Consider the following 19,483-nt stretch of genomic DNA (forward strand, 5'->3'; position numbering starts at 1 on the left):
CCGTCCGGGAACTTCACCAGCGTTCCCAGCTGGACCGGTTCTGTGGAGGGGTAGTCGTCCAGCAGGTCGGTCACCCCCGCGCGGCAGATCATGATGCAGGCGTGCCGGTGCCGGGAGGCCAGGACGCACAGGCGGCCCGTCTCCAGGTGGAAGGCGGTGGCGTCGGGGCGGCCGGAGAGCGGGTGCAGGACGACCGTGACGTCGTACTCGCGGCCCTGGAGACGGTTCGCCGTGTCGACGGTCACGTCCGGGACGCCGAGGCCGGCCAGGGCCGCGCGGATCGCCGCCGCCTGGTCGCGGTGGGCCGTGCCCACGGCGATGCGGTCGGCGGTGAGGGGGGTGGGATCGGGAGCGCGTTCCGACACGGCCGCGCCGCCCCGGTCCAGCAGGCGGCGGACCACCGCCGCCACCGCCCGGACCGCCTCCGGGTCCGTGCGCGGGGTGTGCCGGGCGGGCAGCTCCAGCAGACCCCAGCCGGACTCCGCGGCCTCGTCGATCACCCGGTCCGGGCCGGAGCCGTCGGAGGGGACGGCGAAGGTCAGCCGGCGGTCGCCGTGGGACGTGCCGCTGCGGAAGGGGGTGTACGGGTAGAAGGCGTCCGAGACCAGGGGGGCCGCCGACGCCGGCAGGCGCCAGGAGACCGGCAGACGGTGCTGGGGGAGGTCCGGGTTGTGGGCCAGGAGGGTGGTGACCGCCGAGGCCGAGGGGTCGTACGACAGGCCCGCCCACTGCTCGCTGCCGACGATGGAGAAGGGGTCCAGCTGGCCCGGGTCGCCCACGAACAGCGCCCGTTCGAACAGCCCGGCCACGGCGAGCAGGGAGTCGGAGCGCATCTGGTACGCCTCGTCCACGATCGCGTGCCGCCACGGCTCGTCCACCTTCACGTGCGCCCACTTGGCGGCCGTGGAGAGGACCACCGGCAGGCCGTTCAGGTCGGCCGCCTTCGCCGACGTGCGGACCTGCGGCAAGGCGTCCAGCGCCGCATCGTAGGCGTCGGTGTCGCTGCTGTGCAGTCGGCCGACGGGCAGGTCCGGGTCCTTCTCGGCCAGACGCAGGACCAGGTCGTCCACCTGGGCGTTCGTCTGGGCCACCACCATCAGGGGGCGCCCGGCACCGGCGAGTTCGAGCGCCGCGCGGACCACCAGCGTCGACTTGCCGGCGCCCGGCGGGGAGTCCACCACCACGCCCCGCTCGGCGCCGTGCAGCGTGTCGTGCAGGATCGCGTCGGTGGCGCGGCCGGCCGCGGCTCCGGGATCGAAGTCGACAGTCGTCACAGCACGTCCTCCTCGGTCACGACGTCGGGGGCCTCCGGTGCCGGCTCGCCCGGCGGGCCGCCGTGCGTCCACGGGGTCTCCTCCGGGTCGGGCAGCTTCGCGCCGCCGCGCTGCTCGTGCTCGAACAGGGTGAAGCAGACCCGGTCGCCCTTCTCCGGCACCGAGCCGGGCTCAGGCTCCTTGCCGCGGCCCATCTTGTCCAGGACGCGCAGGACCAGCACACCGTCGGCCTCCTGACCGACGAACTCCGCCGACTGCGGCTTGCCGCCCAGCGAGCGGTACACCTTCGCCCGCTCCGCCAGATGCGGCCGGTCGTCCGTGCGGACCGTCACCAGCGGGCGCGGGCTCGGCCGCCTGCCCTCGCTGTACGCCATCACGACGTCGGTCACCTCGCCCGCGAACGCCTCCCCGGCCAGCCGCCGCCCCGCCATCACCAGCGGGTCGTCCAGCGCCTCCTGCGCCTCCAGCCGGGCCTGCTCGCGCTCGCGCGTGGCCAGCTTGTTCGCCGCCGTCACCGCGTCGTCCCGGCGCGGCTGCGGGGGTTCACCGGCCAGCACCCGGTCCCGGTGCCCGGTGAACGACCAGCGGTCCCGGGTCCAGCGCCCCTCCACGTGTGCGCCCTCCGGCAGCGTCCGCAGCAGGTCCAGGCCCCGCCACACCGCGTCCCAGGTGGGCCGGGTACGGCTCTCGACCAGGTCGCGGATCTCCCGCTCGGCCCGGGTGAGCGCGGCCAGCCGGTCGTCGGCCTCCAGCGGGTCCTCGGCGGCGGCCAGGGCCGTCCGCGCGCGGTCGTAGCGCTCGATCGCCGGGGCCAGCAGCCTGTTGTCGAACGCCGGGTCCGTGGCGGGGCCGGCCGGCGGGCACAGCAACTGGCCGTCGGCGTCCCGGGCGAGTTCGGCCCGGCGGGCGGCCTCGGCGCCGGTCAGGCCCTCCGGGGGGTCGATCCAGGCCAGCAGCGCGCCCAGGTGCTCGTCCTCCAGGCCCGACTGGCCGGTCGCCCAGTGCCGGGACAGCACATCGGTCAGGGCGAGCAGCAGCGACGAGCCGGGGACCCGGGCCCGCTCGCCGTAGTGGGTCAGCCAGCGGCCGAGCAACGGCACCCGGGGCGGCGCCGGATAGGGCGCGTCCGGGTCCTGCTCGGCGGTGCGCCGGAACCGCATGGAGCGGCCCAGCAGCCGTACGAAGTCCAGGCCCGTGCGGCTCGGCACGATCAGCTGGGGGGCGTCCGCGCACAGCTCGGCCGCCACCTTGACCCGCTTGCCGGTCTCCGGGTCGGTCTCGGTGCGCTCGGCCGCCTCCACCGAGTCGGCGTACGCGTCGATGTACGGCAGGACGATGTCGGCCAGGTCGGCGAGAAACGTGAAGCGCAGATCCCGGTCGCGGGGCTGCGGTACGACCAGCAGCCGGGGCGCGTCCCGGTCGGTGCCGACCAGCGCGCCGAGCGGGGCGCCCGTCTCACCGGCCGTGGTGAGCGGCACGAACACCAGCGGGTGGTCGGACAGATGCCGGTGCCGGACGGTCGCGGCGGGCTGCGCCCGGCCGGTGCCGACGGCTTCCAGCCGGGCGAGGGCGGTGATCAGGGACACGCGACCGCCTCCCGGGCCTCCCGCAGAGCCTCCGCGCGCAGGGCGGCCGCCCGGCGCAGGGCGGCCACCGCCGGGTCGTCCGGGTCGCCGCTCTCGCCGTGGGCCGCCGCCAGGACCTCCTCGACCGTGGCCAGGCCGCCCAGTTCGGCCCGCAGCGGCCGGCCGAGGCGGGTGACCGCGCCGGCCGCGCGGGCCCGCTCCCGGCAGTGGAAGGCCAGCTCGCAGGCGGACAGGCACTCGGGCGCGTACGTCGCCGGCACCGCCTCCACGGCCGCCGTCAGCTCTTCGGCGGGCCGGTCGGGCGCGAAGCACGTGCCCTCGGGCAGCGCGTCGGCGATCTCCTCGACGCGGGTGAGCCGGGCCAGCTGGCGGGCGGTGACCGCGCGCTGCTTGCGGACGTCCACGGCGGAGCCCGTGGGCAGGTTGGAGAAGTCCTTCGGGCACACCAGCAGCACCTGGTGCCGCACCCGCGGCACCGCAGCGCTCCCTCGGGCGCGCCCCTCCTGCTCCCCGTCGAGACGGTTCGCGACCTCCTCCAGGGCGAGCACGTACACCGCCGCCTGGCGGGCCGCCGCACCGACCTTCGCCGGGTCCGCGGCGCCGTCCACCATCGGGAAGGACTTGATCTCCACCACCGACCAGCTGCCGTCCGGGTGCACCACGACCGCGTCCGGCTCCAGGAAGGCGAGCGAACCGGCCACGTCCAGGGCGAGCATCGGATGGTCCAGCAGCGTCCAGCCGCCGGCCCGCGTGGCCTCGCGCAGCGCCAGCGCCGTACGGGCCGTACGCCCCTCGGGGCCGTGCGCGGTCAGGTCGGGTACGGCCGCCGCGGCGGGGGGTTCGGCGCCGGGGTCGAGCCGGGCGTGCGCCAGCCGCAGCAGCTCGGCGCCGCCGTCCGCCTTGACCCGCGCCTCGAACGCGTTGCCCCGGGTCAGCGCGAACTGCGACTGCCCGAAACCGGACGGCGCGCCCAGCGCACCGGCCAGCCGTGCCTTGTCCACCCCGGCGCCGTCCAGGATCGCCCGCCGGGAGCAGCCCGGGTTCGCGGCGAGCGCCGCGAGGGCGCGGGCGTCCAGGGCCTTGGCCGGTACGTCGGGACCGCGCAGCTCAGCGAGCCGGTGCCGGAGCCCCTTCGCCCGCGTCGCTGGGGGAGGCGTCCGGTCCGGCCGCGGGGTCGAGCCGCGACTCGCGCTGCCGTGGAATTCGCTCACCCGCCGAAGTCTGGCATCCGGCACTGACAATCGGGGAGCCCGTGCCGCCCGTGACCGGTGCGGTACGACGGGACAGCCGGGCCCGGACGAGGTCCGCGGCCCGCATCACCTGCGGTGCCAGCAGGAGGCCGACGCCCATCACGGCCACGCCCGCGACCGCGTCCAGGAGGTAGTGGTTGGCGGTGCCCATGACCACCAGCGCGGTCACCAGCGGGTAGACGACACCGAGGACCTTCGCCGGGCGCGTGCCGCCGTACCGCCACAGCATCACACCGCACCACAGCGCCCAGCCCACGTGCAGGCTCGGCATCGCCGCGTACTGGTTGGTCATGCCGCCCATGCCGCGCGGGGCGCTGGCCTCGCCGCCCCACCAGCCGTACGCGCTGTACTGCGCCATCGTGTCCACGAAGCCGTGACCGGCGGAGAGCAGGCGGGGCGGGCAGGTCGGCAGCAGGGTGAAGCCGATCAGGCCGATGAACGTGGACGTCATCAGCCAGGTGCGGGCCGCCCGGTAGTGAGGGGCACGCGCGCGGAACAGCCAGACCAGGATCACGGGCGTGATCAGGTAGTGCAGTGAGGCGTACCAGAAGTCGGCCGGCACCCCGAGCCAGGGCTCGCGGGTGAACAGCCGGTTCAGCGGGTGCTCGGCGTTCAGGTTCAGGGCCTTCTCGACGCGCAGTATCGCCAGGCCGTGGTCGACGGCGCTGGTGACGTCACCGCGCGCGAGGAGCCGGCCGGCCGAGTAGCAGCCGTAGACCAGCAGGATCAGCGGCAGCTCGGTCCACCAGCGCAGCCGGGGTCGCGGGGCCACCTCGGTGCCCGGTGTCTCGGTCTGCGGCATCCGATCGCCCTCCCCCTTCTGCTGTGCGGCGGCGCCCCGGCGGGCGACCGTGCCACTTTACGGTGTCCCTACTCCGCCCAGGACGGGCGCTCGGATCCCGCTCGGTGTGTGTCAGCCCTCGAAGACGCGGAGATCGCCCGGCGGGTTGCCTGGGAGCGGGGTGCGCGATGATGGAGGGACCGGCGCACCCACTCGTCGTGCGTCCCTTGTCGTGCATCCGCTTGTTCTTCGGAGAGACCCCATGGCACCGCGCATTCTGCTGGCCCGGCACGGACAGACGGCATGGTCGCTGTCCGGCAAGCACACCGGCAGGACCGATGTGCCGCTGCTGGAGGAGGGCCGGCGCGGGGCCAAGCTGCTCGGTGAGCGGCTGCATCGCGCCCCGCTGGACGGGCTGGCGGGCGTGGAGGTGCGGACCAGCCCGCTCTCACGCGCGCGGGAGACGTGCGAACTGGCCGGCTTCGGGGACCGTGCCACGGTGTGGGACACGCTGATGGAGTGGGACTACGGCGCCTACGAGGGCATGACCCCGGCCGAGATCCAGGCCGTGCGGCCCGGTTGGCTGATCTGGCGGGACGGGGTTCCGGAGGGCGAGACCCTCGACGACGTCACCGCGCGCGCGGACGAGGTGGTCTCCTGGGCCCGTTCGGCCGACCGTGACGTCCTGGTCTTCGCCCACGGGCACATCCTGCGGTCGATCGGGGCACGGTGGCTGGGGCTGCCCCTGGACTTCGCGGCGCGGATACGGCTGAATCCCACGTCGCTGTCCGTACTGGGCTGGGCCTACGGGGAACCGGCGATCGAGAGCTGGAACGATTCGGGGCATCTGGCGGGCTGACGGGGTGCCCGGTGCGGGGGCGCCCTGAAGGGGCGCGGGGCTGTGGCGATGTGCGGCTGCGCCGCGTGGGCGCGACCAGCTCCCACCGGTCCGCGGACCGATGACCACGCCGGCCCCCCCGCCCCGCACCGGGCAACCCCCTACACCCGCCGGGGAACGGACGCGTGGCGGTCCAGGAACTCCGACACCCCGGGCGCCCGCCGGTGCGGCGACAGCACCCGCGCCGTCCCCGCCAGCATCGTCTGGATGCGGGAGGACTGGACCTGGTCCAGCAGCGCCAGCACCCGCAACCCCGCCTCCGCCGCCTCGTCGGGACGGCCCTCGCGGGCGAGATCGTCGGCCAGCTCCGCGGTGTACAGCGCGATGTTCCGCGTGAAGTGCGGGTCCTGCAGACGCGCCGCCCGCCGGGCGTGCCGGGACGCCCGCCGCCAGTCGCCCAGCGTGGACCAGCACTGCGCCTCCAGCCCCTCCAGCTCGGCCTCTCCGTAGAAGCTCATCCACTCGGGGTCGGCGTCCGAGCGGCCCCGCTCGAAGAGGGCGTGCGCCCGGGCCAGGGCCTGCGCGCAGCCGGTGCGGTCGGCGAGCCCCGCCCAGCCGCCCGCCTCGCGCAGCGCCAGCAGGGACATCAGCCGGTCGGAGCCGAGCGGCCGGGCGGCGCGCTGCGCGGCCTGCGCGGCCCGTACCGCCTCCCGGGGCCGTCCGGCGTCCCGGGCCAGGAACGCGGTGTTGCAGAAGGCGTGTGCCTCCAGCGCCGGATCGCCGGTCATGCGAGCGGTGGCCAGTGCCTCCGCGTAGTGCGAACGGGCGTCGTCGAAGCGGCCGGAGTCATGGGCCAGCCAGCCGACGGAGATGGCGAGTTCACCGGCGCCCGCGTGCAGCCGGTCGGCGGTGGTCTGCCGGGTCGCGCCGGCGTCGAGCAGCTCGTACGCCGCGCGCAGCGGAGCCGCCGCGCGCCGGTAGAGGCCGTCCGCGCCGTGCCGGTCGTCGAGCAGCCGGATGCGGCGGACGGCCTCCTCCAGCGCCGCCGCCTCGGAGGTGCCGGCGCGCCGCAGCGGCCGTTCCGCCGCCGTGGCGGCGGTGGTGAGCCCCAGCGGGGCCAGCGTGGCGGCGGCCACCGTGGCGCCTCCGCCGGTCATGAATGCGCGACGCAGCACGTCGCTCTCCTCGTGGTTCAGGGGGTCTTTCGCAAACGGTTCGTGCGGTTCGTACAGCTGGTGCGGTTCCTGCGGGCCCCGTTCACCCGGGTCCCGCCTGGCGCGGGGCCCACCGGTCTCACCTGCCTCATACGGCTCGAAGGCCCCGCGAGACTCAGCGGGCACCCGCTCCGCGGGGCCCGTCTCCACCGCCGTACGCGCGGCTCGTCCGCGGACGGACGAGCGGGGGGCGAAGCCGAGGTCGGTGAGCGTGCGGCCGGGAAACATGTGCAGGAACACCCGTTCGTACGCGTAGTTGGGGCAGCGGATCTCGCCCGCCTCGACTCGGCCGATGTAGCGCGCGTCACAGCTCACCCGCTCACCGATCTCGCGCGCGGCCCGCCGTACCAGCGCCGCGAACTCCGCCGGTGAGCGCCGGCCGCGCAGCCGCCGGAAGGCGAGGTTCGGCCGTGGTGGCCGTTCGGGCTGTGACGAGGTCACGGTTGACGACGCCATGGCCGGGTCCTCTCGTGCGAACCGTCGAACCACGCCGGGACCCGGGCGATTCCGGGACGAGTTGCCCGTGTGACGCCCTGGTTCCGGCGGGCATGAACGTACCTGCTGTGAAGGACCCGCCACGCGGTGTTTGGCTACAAACCGGATATCTCATGCACGATCTGCCATGAAGTGCCATCCTTTGCGGCGCACTGGTGCCGTTGCCGTTGACGCGCTCGCGCGTTGGACCCCATGGACCGCAACAGGGCTGTGTGGTGGAGGCCGGCATGGAGACCAGCCAGAGCAACGATCCTTGTACGTCGCCGTCGTCGTCCGCGTGTGCGGGAGGTGACGCGAGATGCGACCTCGTGACGGTACCGACCCGGCAGGGGCTGGAGGCGGTCGACATCCTGCGGCGGGGCGCGGCGGACGCGGTCGGGCCCGTGCTGCACGACGACGGCTGCGGCACCCTCGGCTTCCTGGTGCCGGCCGGTACGGCCGCCGGCTGGGACGTGCCGGGCAGCACCTGCACCGAGACCGACGGACGCGGGCTGCGGCTGAACCCCGATCCGCCGGTGGAGGGCTCCGACTGGCTGCTGCCGCCCGGCGAGGCCGACCTCGCCACCGACCCGGTGGTCCTGCGCCGGGCCCTCGGCGAGGCGGCCCGTCTGATCGAGGCGGCCGACAACTGCCGGTGACGCGCGCCCGCGGTACCCGTCCGCACCGGTGACACACCTGTCCGGCGAAGAGGCCCCCTGCCCTGCCCGGCCACCGGTGACGCGCCTGCCCGCGGCGGCTGCGAAAATGGGCGGATGGGCAGGTCCAGGAACACACGGCGCAGGTCGGCCGCCGTAGCCGCGGTCGAGGAGCCGGTCGACGGCGGGCTCGCGCAGCTCGTGCCCGATCCGGACCGCGCCCGGGCCTGGACGCTGCTGATCGACGGCGCGCCCCAGTCGCACGTCGACCTGGACGACCCGGCGTACCTGTCCTTCGAGTACCAGCGCCGCCTCGGCCATGTCATCGACCTCGCCGCCCCGCCCGGCAAGCCCGTGCACGCCGTGCACCTCGGCGGCGGCGCCCTCACCCTCGCCCGGTACGTCGCCGCGACCCGGCCCCGCTCCACCCAGCAGGTCGTGGAGCGGGACGCGAGCCTGGTGCGACTCGTCCGCCGGGAGCTGCCGCTGGACCCGGGCGCGCGCATCCGGGTGCGGGCCACCGACGCCCGCGCGGGGCTCGCCAAGGTGCCGGACGGCTGGGCCGACCTGGTCGTCGCCGATGTCTTCAGCGGGGCCCGTACCCCCGCCCACCTGACCTCCACCGAGTTCCTGGACGAGGTCCGGCGCGCCCTGAAGCCCTCCGGTGTCTACACGGCCAACCTCGCCGACGGCCCGCCGCTCGCGCACCTGCGCGGCCAGATCGCCACCGCCGCCGCCCGGTTCGGTGAACTCGCGCTGATCGCCGACGCGGCCCTACTGCGCGGCAAGCGCTTCGGCAACGCGGTCCTGGTCGCCTCCGACCTCCCGCTGCCGCTCGCCGAACTCACCCGCCGCGCCGCCTCCGACCCGCACCCCGGCCGGGTCGAACACGGCAGGCAGCTCACCGACTTCACCGGTGGCGCGGTGCCCGTGACGGACGATGCCGCGGTGGCCTCCCCGGCACCGCCGCCCTCGGTGTTCCGTTAGCACCCCGCCGGCGGCACCGTCCATGTCGTCCGCGCACCCTGATCACCGCCAGGTGGGTCAGTACGTGCCCACCTCGACCCGCGGCGGCCCGTCGTGCCAGGTACAGAACACCGTCACCCGGTCCGCGCCCCGGCTGAACTCCACCCGGATCCAGCTCTCCGTCTTCCACACCTGCATCGACCAGCCCGTCCCCGGGGTCGCCGACACGAGTGTGGCGTCGGCCGGCCGCAGGTCGAACACCGCCCGGCCGCCGTCGGTGGGGTAGGACTTGACCCGGCCGGACGCGGTGGCGGAGGCGGTGGGGGGCGGGGACGGTGTGCGGGCCGGCGTGCGCGCAGGCGACGGCGTCGCCGTCGGCGGGACCGGCCGCTCGCGCGACGGGGCCGGTGACGGAGAGGGCGCCCTGGACGCGGACTTCACGTCCCGGGTGTCCGCGCCGGCGGCCGTGACCGGAAGCGCGCGCGGCGGCTCGTACGCAGTCCCCGCCATCACCGTGTGGACACCCCACCACGACAGCGTGACCGCCGCTCCCGTCGCGGCTAGCCACGCCAGTACGTGTACGAGTCCTCTGCGCATCGCGGGCCATACTGCCCCAGCAGCACCGCCGTACGCACATGCCCTGAGTTGTCCACAGGCGCCCGCCCGGTGGTGTCCGCATGGCGTACGGTGCGGCGCATGGCACGTGTTCTCGTGGTCGAGGACGACCAGTTCGTACGCTCGGCGCTCATCCGGCACCTGACCGACGCCGCACACACCGTGCGCAGCGTCGGTACGGCACTGGAGGCGCTGCGCGAGGTCGCCCATTTCCGCTTCGACCTGGTCATCCTGGACCTCGGACTGCCCGACCTGGACGGCTCCGAGGCTCTGAAGATGCTGCGCGGCATCACCGACGTGCCCGTCATCATCGCCACCGCCCGGGACGACGAGACGGAGATCGTCCGGCTGCTGAACGCCGGGGCGGACGACTATCTGACCAAGCCGTTCTCCGTCGAGCACCTCTCCGCCCGGATCGCGGCCGTGCTGCGCCGCGCCCGTTCCGGCAGCGGGGAGGCCCCGCCCTCGTCCGTGCTCCGCGTCGGCGGCCTGACCGTCGACCCACTGCGCCGCCAGGCCGAGTTGGACGGGGTCCGGCTCGACCTCACCCGCCGCGAGTTCGACCTGCTGGCCTTCCTGGCCGGGCGGCCGGGCGTCGTCGTCCCGCGCAGGGAACTCCTCGCCGAGGTCTGGCAGCAGTCCTACGGCGACGACCAGACCATCGACGTCCATCTGTCCTGGCTGCGCCGCAAGCTGGGGGAGACCGCCGCCCGGCCGCGCTATCTGCACACGCTGCGGGGCGTCGGTGTGAAGCTCGAACCACCCTCGGACGGGCAGGACCCGCGATGAGGTGGGCTCTGGTCAAGGTCTGCCTGGCGGTCACCACGATGGTCGTGGTCGCCTTCGCCGTGCCGCTCGGCCTGGTCGTCAAGGAGATGGCCCGCGACCGCGCGTTCTCAGGCGCCGAGCGGGAGGCTGCGGCGGTCGCGCCCGCGCTGTCCATCACCACCGACCGGGACCAGCTGGAGCGGGTGGTGGCCTCGGCCGGCGCCGACTCCGGGATGGCGGTCCACCTGCCCGCCGAGGGCGGCCGGGCCGCGCTCGACCTCGGCCGGCAGCGCGCCGCGGGACGCGACATCGAGGCCGTACGACGACTCGGCCGCGCCTCCACCACCACCGTGCCCGGCGGCTCCGCCCTGCTCCAGCCCGTCGCGCTCGGCTCCGGCGCGATAGCCGTGGTCGAGGTGTACGTCCCCGAGTCCGAGGTGACCCACGGCGTCGGCACGGCCTGGGCGGTGCTCGCGGCCGTCGGCCTCGCGCTGACCGTCGGCTCGGTCGCCGTCGCCGACCGGCTCGGGGTGCGCATGGTGCGGCCCGCGCGGCGGCTCGTCGAGGGCGCGCACGAGCTGGGCGAGGGCAAGCTGGGCGCCCGGGTGCCGGAGGACGGCCCGACCGAACTCCGGCTGGCCGCCGTCGCGTTCAACTCCATGGCCGACCAGGTCGTCCAGCTCCTCGCCAACGAACGGGAGCTGGCCGCCGACCTCTCGCACCGGCTGCGCACCCCGCTCACCGTTCTCCGGCTGAACGCGGCCTCCCTGGGCGCCGAACCCGCCGCCGAGCAGACCCGGGCCGCCGTCGCACAGCTGGAGCGCGAGGTCGACACCATCATCCGGACGGCCCGCGAGGCCAGGCCGCAGACGGCCGCCGCCGGACCCGGCGCGGGCTGTGACGTGGCCGAGGTGGTCCGCGAACGCATGGAGTTCTGGTCCGCGCTGGCGGAGGACGAGGGCCGCAAGTGGCGGGTGGCCGGCGTCGACCGGCCGGTGCGCATACCCGTGGCCCGCGCCGACCTGGCCGCCGCGCTCGACGCCCTGCTCGGCAACGTCTTCCGGCACACCGCCGAGGGCACCGCCTTCGCGGTCGACGTGCACAACGGCGAGGACGCGGTGATCGTGCTCGTCTCCGACGCGGGCCCCGGCATAGCCGACCCCGACGCGGCGATGGCCCGCGGCCGGGGCTCCGGACACACCGGCTCGACCGGCCTGGGCCTGGACATCGTCCGCCGGCTCGCCGAGTCCACCGGCGGTGACGTCCGTATCGGCTCCTCGGTGCTGGGCGGCACCGAGGTGCGGATCTGGTTCCAGCTGGACGCGCGCAAGCCGGTGGGGCGCCGACAGCGGGGGGCCGTACGCAGACGCCGATCGGGCACCTTGGTCCCTACCTTTAACCGTTCCCGATCGCTTCCTTAAGCGAACCCTAAGGTCTGCAACAGGCGCTGCGAACAAGCGCTTTGCCCCCTTCCTGATCGCTAGCGTGCTGCCGCACCTCACCCCGGAGAACAACGAAGGCAGGCACGCGCATGAGCACGCACCGGCGCAGGATCAGTGGCAGGAACAAGGCGATAGGCGGCCTGGTGGCCGCGGCCGTGATCGGCGGCGGCGCGGTCCTGCTCACCGGCACCGCCAACGCGGCCGGTGTGAACGCCGCGTACACCAGGACCAGTGACTGGTCCACCGGTTACACCGCCCAGTACGTCGTCACCAACAACACCGGCCAGGCCGAGAAGACCTGGACCCTGGAGTTCGACCTCCCGGCGGGCGCCAAGCTCAGCTCTCTCTGGAACGGCGAGTCGAGCGTCAGCGGTCAGCACGTCACCGTGAAGCCGGCCACGTGGGACACCGACGGCCTGGCCCCCGGCAAGTCGGTGACCGTCGGCTTCGTGGTGAACGGCAGCGGCGACCCCACGGGTTGCCGTATCGACGACGCGCGGTGTTCCGCGGACGGCGGAGCGACCCCCGAGCCGAGCGGCCGGCCGACGCAGACCACCCAGTCGCCGACCCCGGCCCCCACCTCCACGCCCACCTCGACCCCCACCCGGAGCGCGACCCCCACCCCCACCGGCAGCACCGGATCCGGCACCACCGCCTCCGCCGGCTTCGCCCCCTACGTCGACACCAGCCTCTACCCGGCCTTCGACCTCCTCGGCGCCGCCGACGCGACCGGCGTGAAGAACTACAACCTCGCCTTCGTCACCGACGGCGGCGGCTGCACCCCCAAGTGGGGCGGGGTCACGGACCTCACCGGCGACGCCGTGGCCGCGCAGATCGGCGCGCTGCGCGCGAAGGGCGGTGACGTCCGGGTCTCCTTCGGCGGCGCCTCCGGCTCCGAACTGGCCACCACCTGCTCCTCCGTGGACGCGCTGGCGGCGGCGTACGGCAAGGCGGTCGACGCGTTCAAGCTGACCAAGGTCGACTTCGACGTCGAGGGCGGCGCGCTGCCCGACACCGCCGCCAACACCCGGCGCGCCCAGGCCATCGCCAAGCTCCAGGCGCGGCACCCGGACCTGGACGTCTCCTTCACCCTCCCGGTGATGCCCGAGGGCCTCACCCAGGACGGCGTGAACCTCCTCGCCAACGCCAAGTCCAACGGCGTGAAGATCGACACCGTCAACATCATGGCGATGGACTACGGCGCCTCGTACAGCGGCGACATGGGCACCTACGCCGAGCAGGCCGCGACCGCCACCCAGGCCCAGGTCAAAAGCGTGCTGGGACTGTCCGACCCGGCCGCCTGGAAGGCCGTCGCCGTCACTCCGATGATCGGCGTCAACGACGTCTCCTCCGAGGTCTTCAAGGTCGACGACGCCACCCAGCTCGTCAACTTCGCCCAGTCCAAGGGGCTCGGCTGGCTGTCGATGTGGTCGGCGACCCGCGACAAGCAGTGCGCCGGCGGCACCAAGCCCACCGCCGACGCCACGTGCAGCTCCGTCGCCCAGGACCCGTTCGCCTTCTCCAGGGCGTTCGGGGCGTACAAGTAGTCGCGCGCAGCACCGGTCACCGGACAAGGGGCCCGGCGGATCGCACTCGCCGGGCCCCCGCCCCTTTTCAGGCCCCCGGATCCACCGGCGGCAGCACCCCCGTCCGCGCCGCCTCCCCGTACCACCGCGCGCTCGACTTCGGCGTCCGCTCCAGCGTGGCGTAGTCCACGTACACCGCGCCGAACCGCTTGCCGTACCCGTACGCCCACTCGAAGTTGTCCATCAGGGACCACAGGTAGTAGCCCCGGACATCGGCGCCGTCGGCGATGGCGTGGCGCACCTCCGACAGGTGGGCGTGCAGGTAGGCGATGCGCTCGGGGTCGTGCACCCGGCCGTCGGGGTCGGGCTTGTCGTCGTAGGCCGCGCCGTTCTCGGTGATGTGGAGGGGTAGGCCGGGTGCCTCGCGCGTGTAGCGCATGAGCAGGTCGTACAGGCCCGTCGGGTCGATCGTCCAGCCCATCTCCGTGCGGTCGCCGGGGGTCTGGTGGAAGAGGACGTCGCCGGCGGCCGGCCAGGGCGAGTGGTCACTGGAGCCGTGGCCGTCCGCCCGGGGGCCCCTGATCTCGCCGGACGCGGCCGAGACCAGCGTCGGGGTGTAGTAGTTCAGGCCCAGCGCGTCCAGCGGGGCGTTGATCGTGCGGACGTCGCCGTCCAGGACGTGGGACCAGTCGGTCACCGAGCGCGTGGCGTCGAAGAGCGACGACGGGTACTCCCCGTGCAGTATCGGTCCGTGGAACACGCCGTTGGCCAGGTCGTCGATCCGGCGGGCCGCGGCCAGGTCGGCCGGGTCCTGGGAAAGGGGCCGTACGACGGAGGAGTTGAGGCTGATCGCGATCCGGTTGCCGGCCGGCATCGCCGCGCGGAGGGCGGAAACGGCCAGCCCGTGCCCCAGGTTGAGATGGTGGGCCGCGCGCAGCGAGGCCGCCGGGTCGGTCCGGCCGGGGGCGTGCACCCCGGAGGCGTAGCCCAGGAAGGCGCTGCACCACGGCTCGTTGAGAGTGATCCACTGCTCCACCCGGTCGCCCAGCGCCTCGCCGACGAGCTGCGCGTACTCGGCGAACCGGAACGCGGTGTCCCGCTGTGGCCAGCCGCCCGCGTCCTCCAGTTCCTGCGGCAGGTCCCAGTGGTAGAGCGTGAGCGCCGGTGCGATGCCCCGGGCCAGCAGCTCGTCGACCAGACGGCGGTAGAAGTCCAGGCCCCGCTGGACCGCCGGGCCCCGGCCCGTCGGCTGCACCCGGGACCAGGAGACGGAGAAGCGGTACGCGTTCAGGCCCAGCTCCGCCATGAGCGCGACGTCGTCGCGGTAGCGGTGGTAGTGGTCGACGGCGATGTCCCCGGTCTCGCCGCCGGCCGTCCTGCCCGGAGTATGGCTGAAGGTGTCCCAGATCGAGGGGGTGCGGCCGTCCTCCCGCACCGCCCCCTCGATCTGGTACGCCGAGGTCGCGGCGCCGAAGAGGAAGGCGGGAGGAAAGGCCACGGTCGTCGGTTCGGGCATGAAGGCTCTCCCCTGGGTCGAGTGCACGCATTATGCATGGGAGCGCTCCCACGACGGAAGGGGGCAACCTCGATCGATATGGCGGGGGGGCGACTTCTGGGGCCGACGCGCGACTCCGCAGACCGACCTGTGTCCTCCCGGCCGACGTGTGACGTCTCAGGCTGGCCGCCGACTTCTCAGGCCGGCTCGGGGCTTCTCGGGCCGACCGGCGACTTCTCGGGCCGACGCGCGATTTCTCGGGCCGATGCGCGACCTAGCGGGCCGACCCGTGTCCTCTCAGACCGACAGGCGACTTCTCGGACCGCCGCCCGACCCCTCAAGGTCAACGCCCGACCCCTCAAGGTCAACGCCCGACCCCTCAAGGTCAACGCCCGCCCTCTCAGGCCAGCACCCGCCCTCTCAGGCCAGCACCCGCCCTCTCAGGCCAGCACCCGCCCTCTCAGGCCAGTACCCCGCCCTCTCAGGCCGACCCGCGCACCACCAGTTCCGTCGGCAGTACGACTTCCCGCTGCCCGGTGCCGCGTTGGGCGATCTCCTCCAGCAGGAGACTCGCCATCGTGCGGCCCATCTCCTCCAGCGGCTGGCGGACGCTGGTCAACGGGGGATCGATGTGCCGGGCCACGATCGAGTCGTCGAAGCCGATCAGCGCCACGTCGTGCGGCACCCGGCGCCCCGTCGCACGCAGCTCCAGCACCGCGCCGGAGGCCATCACGTCGGAGGCGGCGAAGACGGCGTCCAGGTCCGGGCGTCGGCGCAGCAGTTCCCGCATCGCCACGCGTCCGCCCTCCTCGGTGAAGTCGCCCACCGCGACGAGGTCTTCCTCGACGGCGATCCCGGCCTCGCGCAGGGCCTCCCGGTAGCCGTCGAGCCGCGCCCGCGCCACGTCCATGTCCAGCGGGCCCGTGATGGTGCCGATGGACCGGCGGCCGCCCGACAGCAGATGCCGGACGGCGAGCCGGGCGCCGCCCAGGTTGTCCGCGCGGACATGGCCGAGCCGCTCGCCGTCGCTGCGCCGCCCGGCCAGCACGGTCGGCACGGCCAGCTCCTCCAGCCGGTCGGGCAGGGTGTCGTCCCCGTGGACCGCCATCATCAAGACGCCGTCCACCCGTTGGGCGGCCAGGTAGGCGGCGAGCCGGCCGTGCTCCTTCTCGTCGCCCGTGAGGACCAGCAGCAACTGCATCCCGGCACCGGTGAGTCCGGTGGAAACGCCCCGGATGATCCCGGAGAAGTAGGGTTCGGAGAAGAGCCGGTTCCCGGCGTCGGGCACGACCAGCGCGACCGCGTCCGTGCGCCGTGTGGCCAGGGAGCGGGCGGCGCGGTTGGGGACGTAGCCGAGTTCCGCGATGGCCTGTTCCACGGCCGCCCGGGAGCGTGCGCTGACCTTCTCGGAGCCGTTGATCACCCGCGAGACCGTGCCGCGGCCCACGCCGGCGAGGGCGGCCACGGCGTTCAGGGTCGGGCGCCGGACGTCCGCGGTCCTGTGCGGCTGCGGCTGTTCGGCAGGGCTCATCGTTCACCTTCCGGCGGTCCGGTGGAGGGGCGCTTCATTCTGGCCCAGATGATCCGGCAACCGGTCCGGACGCGGGCGCAGTTGGCCGTGAGCGGGGATTGACCCGCCGATGACCTGCCCCGACGCTGTACGGAACGGCAGGATGACGGGCTGGTTGCGCCACGGCGCACGACACGTTCACGTGACGCGCGGAACACGCTTACGCAACAACGCCGTCTTCAAGACTTGACACTCGGCTCGGCACCAACGAGTCTTCCGGCATGCCGCGTGGGAGCGGTCCCACAGGGCGACCGGGGCTCTCTTCCGTTCGGATCGAACCACCCATGGCCTTCCCCTCTACCGTGCATGGCACACCGTTGACCAGCACCTTTCCACTGCACTGCGCGTGCTGTTGGCTAGCCGCTGCTCGAACCGAGAGGGCAGGTCCGGACCGCCGGGTCCGGCGGTCCGATTCCTGAGGTCCCGTTCCCCACTGGAACAAGGAGTAGTGGAATGCGCATCACCCGTACCGGCGGTGGACACGGCCGCAGAACGGCGACACTGGCCACGACGGTCCTGACGGCCTCCGCTCTGCTGCTGACGGGTTGCAGCAGCGACGACTCGGACGGCTCGGACGCCAACGGGAACATCACCCTCACGGTGGCCGACTTCGGACAGTTCGGCTACAAGGAGGCCGGACTGTTCGCCAAGTACCACGAGCTGCACCCGAAGATCACGGTCAAGGAAGAGACCACCGCCAACGAGCAGGACTACTACCCGAAGCTCCTTCAGCAGCTGAACACGGGCAGCGGCCTCGCGGACGTCACGGGCATCGAAGTCGGGCGTATCAAGGAGGTCGTGGACACCCAGTCGGGCAAGTTCGCCGACCTCAGCAAGACGATCAACGTGAACGACTGGGTGTCCTGGAAGGAGAAGCAGGCCACCGCCAAGGACGGCACGGTGATCGGCGCCGGCACCGACATCGGCCCCATGTCCCTGTGCTACCGCAAGGACCTCTTCGAGAAGGCCGGACTGCCCACCGACCGCGAGGCCGTCGCCAAGGCCGTCGCCGGTGGCTGGGAGGACTACCTCAAGCTCGGTGAGCAGTACAAGAAGAAGGCGCCCTCCGGCACCTATTTCATGGACTCCGCGTCCGCCATGTACAACGCGGTCGTCAGCTCCTCCGCCCAGCAGTACTACGACACCGACGGCAAGCCGGCCTACAAGGACAGCCAGTCCGTGAAGCAGGGCTGGGGCCTGGCCGCCGAGGCCGCCGACAAGAAGCTGAGCCAGGGCCTGCCCCAGTTCACCGACGCCTGGAACGCGGCGCTGCGCAAGGGCACCGTGGCCACCGTGGCCTGCCCCGCCTGGATGGCCGGCCAGATCTCCATCAACTCCGGCGACTCCTTCAAGGGCAAGTGGGACATCTCCCGCGCCCCCGGCTCGACCGCGGCCAACTGGGGCGGCTCCTTCCTCGCCGTCCCGAAGAGCGGCAAGCACGTCAAGGAGGCCACGGAGCTGGTCAAGTGGCTGACCGCCCCGGAGCAGCAGGCCGCCGTCTTCAAGGCGATCGGTGTCTTCCCGTCCAACAAGGGCGCCTATGAGCTGGCCGACGTGAAGAACGCCAAGCTGCCGTACTTCAGCGACGCCCCCATCGGCCAGATCTACGCCGAGGAGGCCAAGTCCATCCCCGAGGCGGTGCTCGGCGCGAAGGACGGCGTGATCAAGGACACGATCTCCACCCAGATCAACAACATGGAGCGGCGGGGCACCAAGCCCGCCGACGCGTGGAAGGCCGCGACCGAGTCGATCGACAAGGCGCTCGGCTAGCCGTACCGGGTGCGCGGGCCCACCGGCCGCCCGCACCCGTCCGCGCTCGACGACGTGAGCGGTGCCCGACGGCGGGCGCCGCCCACGGCACCACCCGGCGGGACCCGGCAGCCGACGGCCGGGCTCCGCCTCACACGCACGTCAGGCCGCGGCGTGGGCCGTTCGCCACCGTACCGATCCGCGCGGGGAGGGGCGGACCGACCCCGGTCCCCGAACGCGCTTCCCGCCCCACCCGGCCGAAACCTCCAGGGAAGGACTCCCTCCGTGGCAACGACAACCCCCGCCCGGGGCGCCTACACCCCGCCGCCCGGCGGCACCGGTGCCGCGTCGAACGGACGCGGCACCTGGCGCAGCCGGCTGTGGCGCTTCGACGACAAGGCCTCGCCGTACGCCTACATAGCCCCCTTCTTCCTGATCTTCGGCGCCTTCGGGCTCTACCCACTCCTGTACACGGGCTGGATCGCCCTGCACCGGGTGGAGATGACGAGCCTGGACCAGTCCCAGTGGGTCGGCTGGGACAACTTCGCCAAGATCCTCCAGGACTCCGAGTTCTGGACGGCCGTCACCAACACCTTCGTCATCGGTGTCATCTCCACCGTCCCGCAGCTGCTCGTGGCGCTGGGCCTGGCCCATCTGCTCAACTACAAGCTGCGCGCCAGCACCTTCTGGCGGACCGTCATCCTCACTCCGTACGCCACCTCGGTCGCCACGGCCGCCCTGGTCTTCGCGCTGGTCTTCCGCGCCGACGGCGGCATCCTCAACTGGGTGCTGCACTTCTTCGGCGCCGGCAACACCGACTGGGGCAACGGGGAGTGGACCTCCAAGATCGCCATCTCGGTCATCATCATCTGGCGGTGGACCGGCTACAACGCCCTCATCTACCTGGCGGCCATGCAGGCGGTCCCCACCGACCTGTACGAAGCCGCCTCCATCGACGGAGCGAGCCGGTGGCAGCAGTTCCGGAAGGTGACCATCCCCTCGCTGCGGCCCACGATCCTGTTCACCGTCGTGATCTCCACCATCGGCTCGATGCAGCTGTTCGGTGAGCCGCTGCTGCTCCAGGGCGGCACCCTCGGCTCGATCGGCGGCAGCGAGCACCAGTACGAGACGCTCAGCATCTACCTCTTCAACTACGGCTGGAAGCTGGGCCACTTGGGTCCGGCGGCGGCCGTGGCCTGGGCCATGCTCGTCCTGCTGCTGCTCATCGCCCTGATCAACTGGATCGTCGGCCGGTTCGTGCGCAAGAGCGCGGCCTGAC

General features: G+C 73.3%; 16 protein-coding genes. 8 read left to right on the plus strand and 8 right to left on the minus strand.

Annotation, left to right across the window (positions count from 1 at the left end; all coding sequences use genetic code 11):
• The 4 genes from AB0L21_RS04590 to AB0L21_RS04605 all read right to left on the minus strand — a co-directional run.
• Window positions 1–1,274, minus strand: a 1,274-nt coding sequence (locus AB0L21_RS04590; RefSeq protein ID WP_365782192.1) for an AAA domain-containing protein, incomplete at its 3' end; no start/stop codon positions are given.
• Window positions 1,271–2,860 carry a hypothetical protein gene (locus AB0L21_RS04595; protein WP_365782194.1) on the minus strand — a complete coding sequence of 530 codons (1,590 nt, stop codon included), beginning with the start codon at window positions 2,858–2,860 and terminating at the stop codon, window positions 1,271–1,273. The genes AB0L21_RS04595 and AB0L21_RS04590, both read right to left, overlap by 4 nt.
• On the minus strand, window positions 2,851–3,966 hold the full coding sequence (locus AB0L21_RS04600) for a hypothetical protein (protein WP_365782344.1): 1,116 nt from the start codon (window positions 3,964–3,966) through the stop codon (window positions 2,851–2,853). Before AB0L21_RS04600 ends, AB0L21_RS04595 begins: the two co-directional genes overlap by 10 nt.
• Before the next feature lies 1 nt (window position 3,967).
• On the minus strand, window positions 3,968–4,912 hold the full coding sequence (locus AB0L21_RS04605; RefSeq protein WP_365782196.1) for a phosphatase PAP2 family protein: 945 nt from the start codon (window positions 4,910–4,912) through the stop codon (window positions 3,968–3,970).
• A 241-nt stretch (window positions 4,913–5,153) separates the two neighbouring features.
• Between AB0L21_RS04605 and AB0L21_RS04610 the strand changes: the two genes are divergently transcribed.
• Window positions 5,154–5,750, plus strand: a complete 597-nt coding sequence (locus AB0L21_RS04610) for a histidine phosphatase family protein (protein ID WP_365782198.1) — start codon at window positions 5,154–5,156, stop codon at window positions 5,748–5,750.
• 140 nt (window positions 5,751–5,890) lie between these two features.
• Here the strand turns inward: AB0L21_RS04610 and AB0L21_RS04615 are convergent, their stop codons facing one another.
• On the minus strand, window positions 5,891–7,399 hold the full coding sequence (locus AB0L21_RS04615; RefSeq protein WP_365782200.1) for a hypothetical protein: 1,509 nt from the start codon (window positions 7,397–7,399) through the stop codon (window positions 5,891–5,893).
• 266 nt (window positions 7,400–7,665) lie between these two features.
• On the opposite strand from AB0L21_RS04615, the gene AB0L21_RS04620 reads away from it, so the two are divergent.
• Both AB0L21_RS04620 and AB0L21_RS04625 read left to right on the plus strand, forming a co-directional pair.
• Window positions 7,666–8,076: a hypothetical protein gene (locus AB0L21_RS04620; protein ID WP_365699576.1), complete on the plus strand. Its 411-nt coding sequence runs from the start codon at window positions 7,666–7,668 to the stop codon at window positions 8,074–8,076.
• 114 nt (window positions 8,077–8,190) lie between these two features.
• Window positions 8,191–9,060: a fused MFS/spermidine synthase gene (locus tag AB0L21_RS04625; protein ID WP_365699578.1), complete on the plus strand. Its 870-nt coding sequence runs from the start codon at window positions 8,191–8,193 to the stop codon at window positions 9,058–9,060.
• 57 nt (window positions 9,061–9,117) lie between these two features.
• Here the strand turns inward: AB0L21_RS04625 and AB0L21_RS04630 are convergent, their stop codons facing one another.
• On the minus strand, window positions 9,118–9,636 hold the full coding sequence (locus AB0L21_RS04630; protein WP_365782202.1) for a hypothetical protein: 519 nt from the start codon (window positions 9,634–9,636) through the stop codon (window positions 9,118–9,120).
• A 99-nt stretch (window positions 9,637–9,735) separates the two neighbouring features.
• On the opposite strand from AB0L21_RS04630, the gene AB0L21_RS04635 reads away from it, so the two are divergent.
• The 3 genes from AB0L21_RS04635 to AB0L21_RS04645 all read left to right on the plus strand — a co-directional run bounded on the left by AB0L21_RS04635 (window position 9,736) and on the right by AB0L21_RS04645 (window position 13,411).
• Window positions 9,736–10,443: a response regulator transcription factor gene (locus tag AB0L21_RS04635; protein WP_365699582.1), complete on the plus strand. Its 708-nt coding sequence runs from the start codon at window positions 9,736–9,738 to the stop codon at window positions 10,441–10,443.
• Window positions 10,440–11,843 (plus strand): HAMP domain-containing sensor histidine kinase, encoded by a 1,404-nt coding sequence (locus AB0L21_RS04640; protein WP_365782204.1) that lies wholly within the window; start codon window positions 10,440–10,442, stop codon window positions 11,841–11,843. The genes AB0L21_RS04635 and AB0L21_RS04640 overlap by 4 nt, the downstream gene beginning before the upstream one ends.
• Before the next feature lie 110 nt (window positions 11,844–11,953).
• The gene (locus tag AB0L21_RS04645) at window positions 11,954–13,411 is read left to right on the plus strand and encodes a cellulose binding domain-containing protein (protein ID WP_365782206.1); all 1,458 of its coding nucleotides are present in this window, start codon (window positions 11,954–11,956) and stop codon (window positions 13,409–13,411) included.
• Window positions 13,412–13,478: 67 nt separating this feature from the next.
• Here the strand turns inward: AB0L21_RS04645 and AB0L21_RS04650 are convergent, their stop codons facing one another.
• Window positions 13,479–14,906, minus strand: a complete 1,428-nt coding sequence (locus AB0L21_RS04650; protein ID WP_365699588.1) for a GH1 family beta-glucosidase — start codon at window positions 14,904–14,906, stop codon at window positions 13,479–13,481.
• Between the two features lie 460 nt (window positions 14,907–15,366).
• Complete coding sequence (locus AB0L21_RS04655) at window positions 15,367–16,416, minus strand: LacI family DNA-binding transcriptional regulator (RefSeq protein ID WP_365782208.1); 1,050 nt, start codon at window positions 16,414–16,416, stop codon at window positions 15,367–15,369.
• 492 nt (window positions 16,417–16,908) lie between these two features.
• On the opposite strand from AB0L21_RS04655, the gene AB0L21_RS04660 reads away from it, so the two are divergent.
• Both AB0L21_RS04660 and AB0L21_RS04665 read left to right on the plus strand, forming a co-directional pair.
• Window positions 16,909–18,225: an extracellular solute-binding protein gene (locus AB0L21_RS04660; protein ID WP_365782210.1), complete on the plus strand. Its 1,317-nt coding sequence runs from the start codon at window positions 16,909–16,911 to the stop codon at window positions 18,223–18,225.
• Window positions 18,226–18,489: 264 nt separating this feature from the next.
• The gene (locus AB0L21_RS04665; RefSeq protein ID WP_365699594.1) at window positions 18,490–19,482 is read left to right on the plus strand and encodes a sugar ABC transporter permease; all 993 of its coding nucleotides are present in this window, start codon (window positions 18,490–18,492) and stop codon (window positions 19,480–19,482) included.
• Window position 19,483 lies beyond the last annotated feature (1 nt).

Source organism: Streptomyces sp. NPDC052721 (assembly GCF_040678315.1).
Classification (GTDB): domain Bacteria; phylum Actinomycetota; class Actinomycetes; order Streptomycetales; family Streptomycetaceae; genus Streptomyces.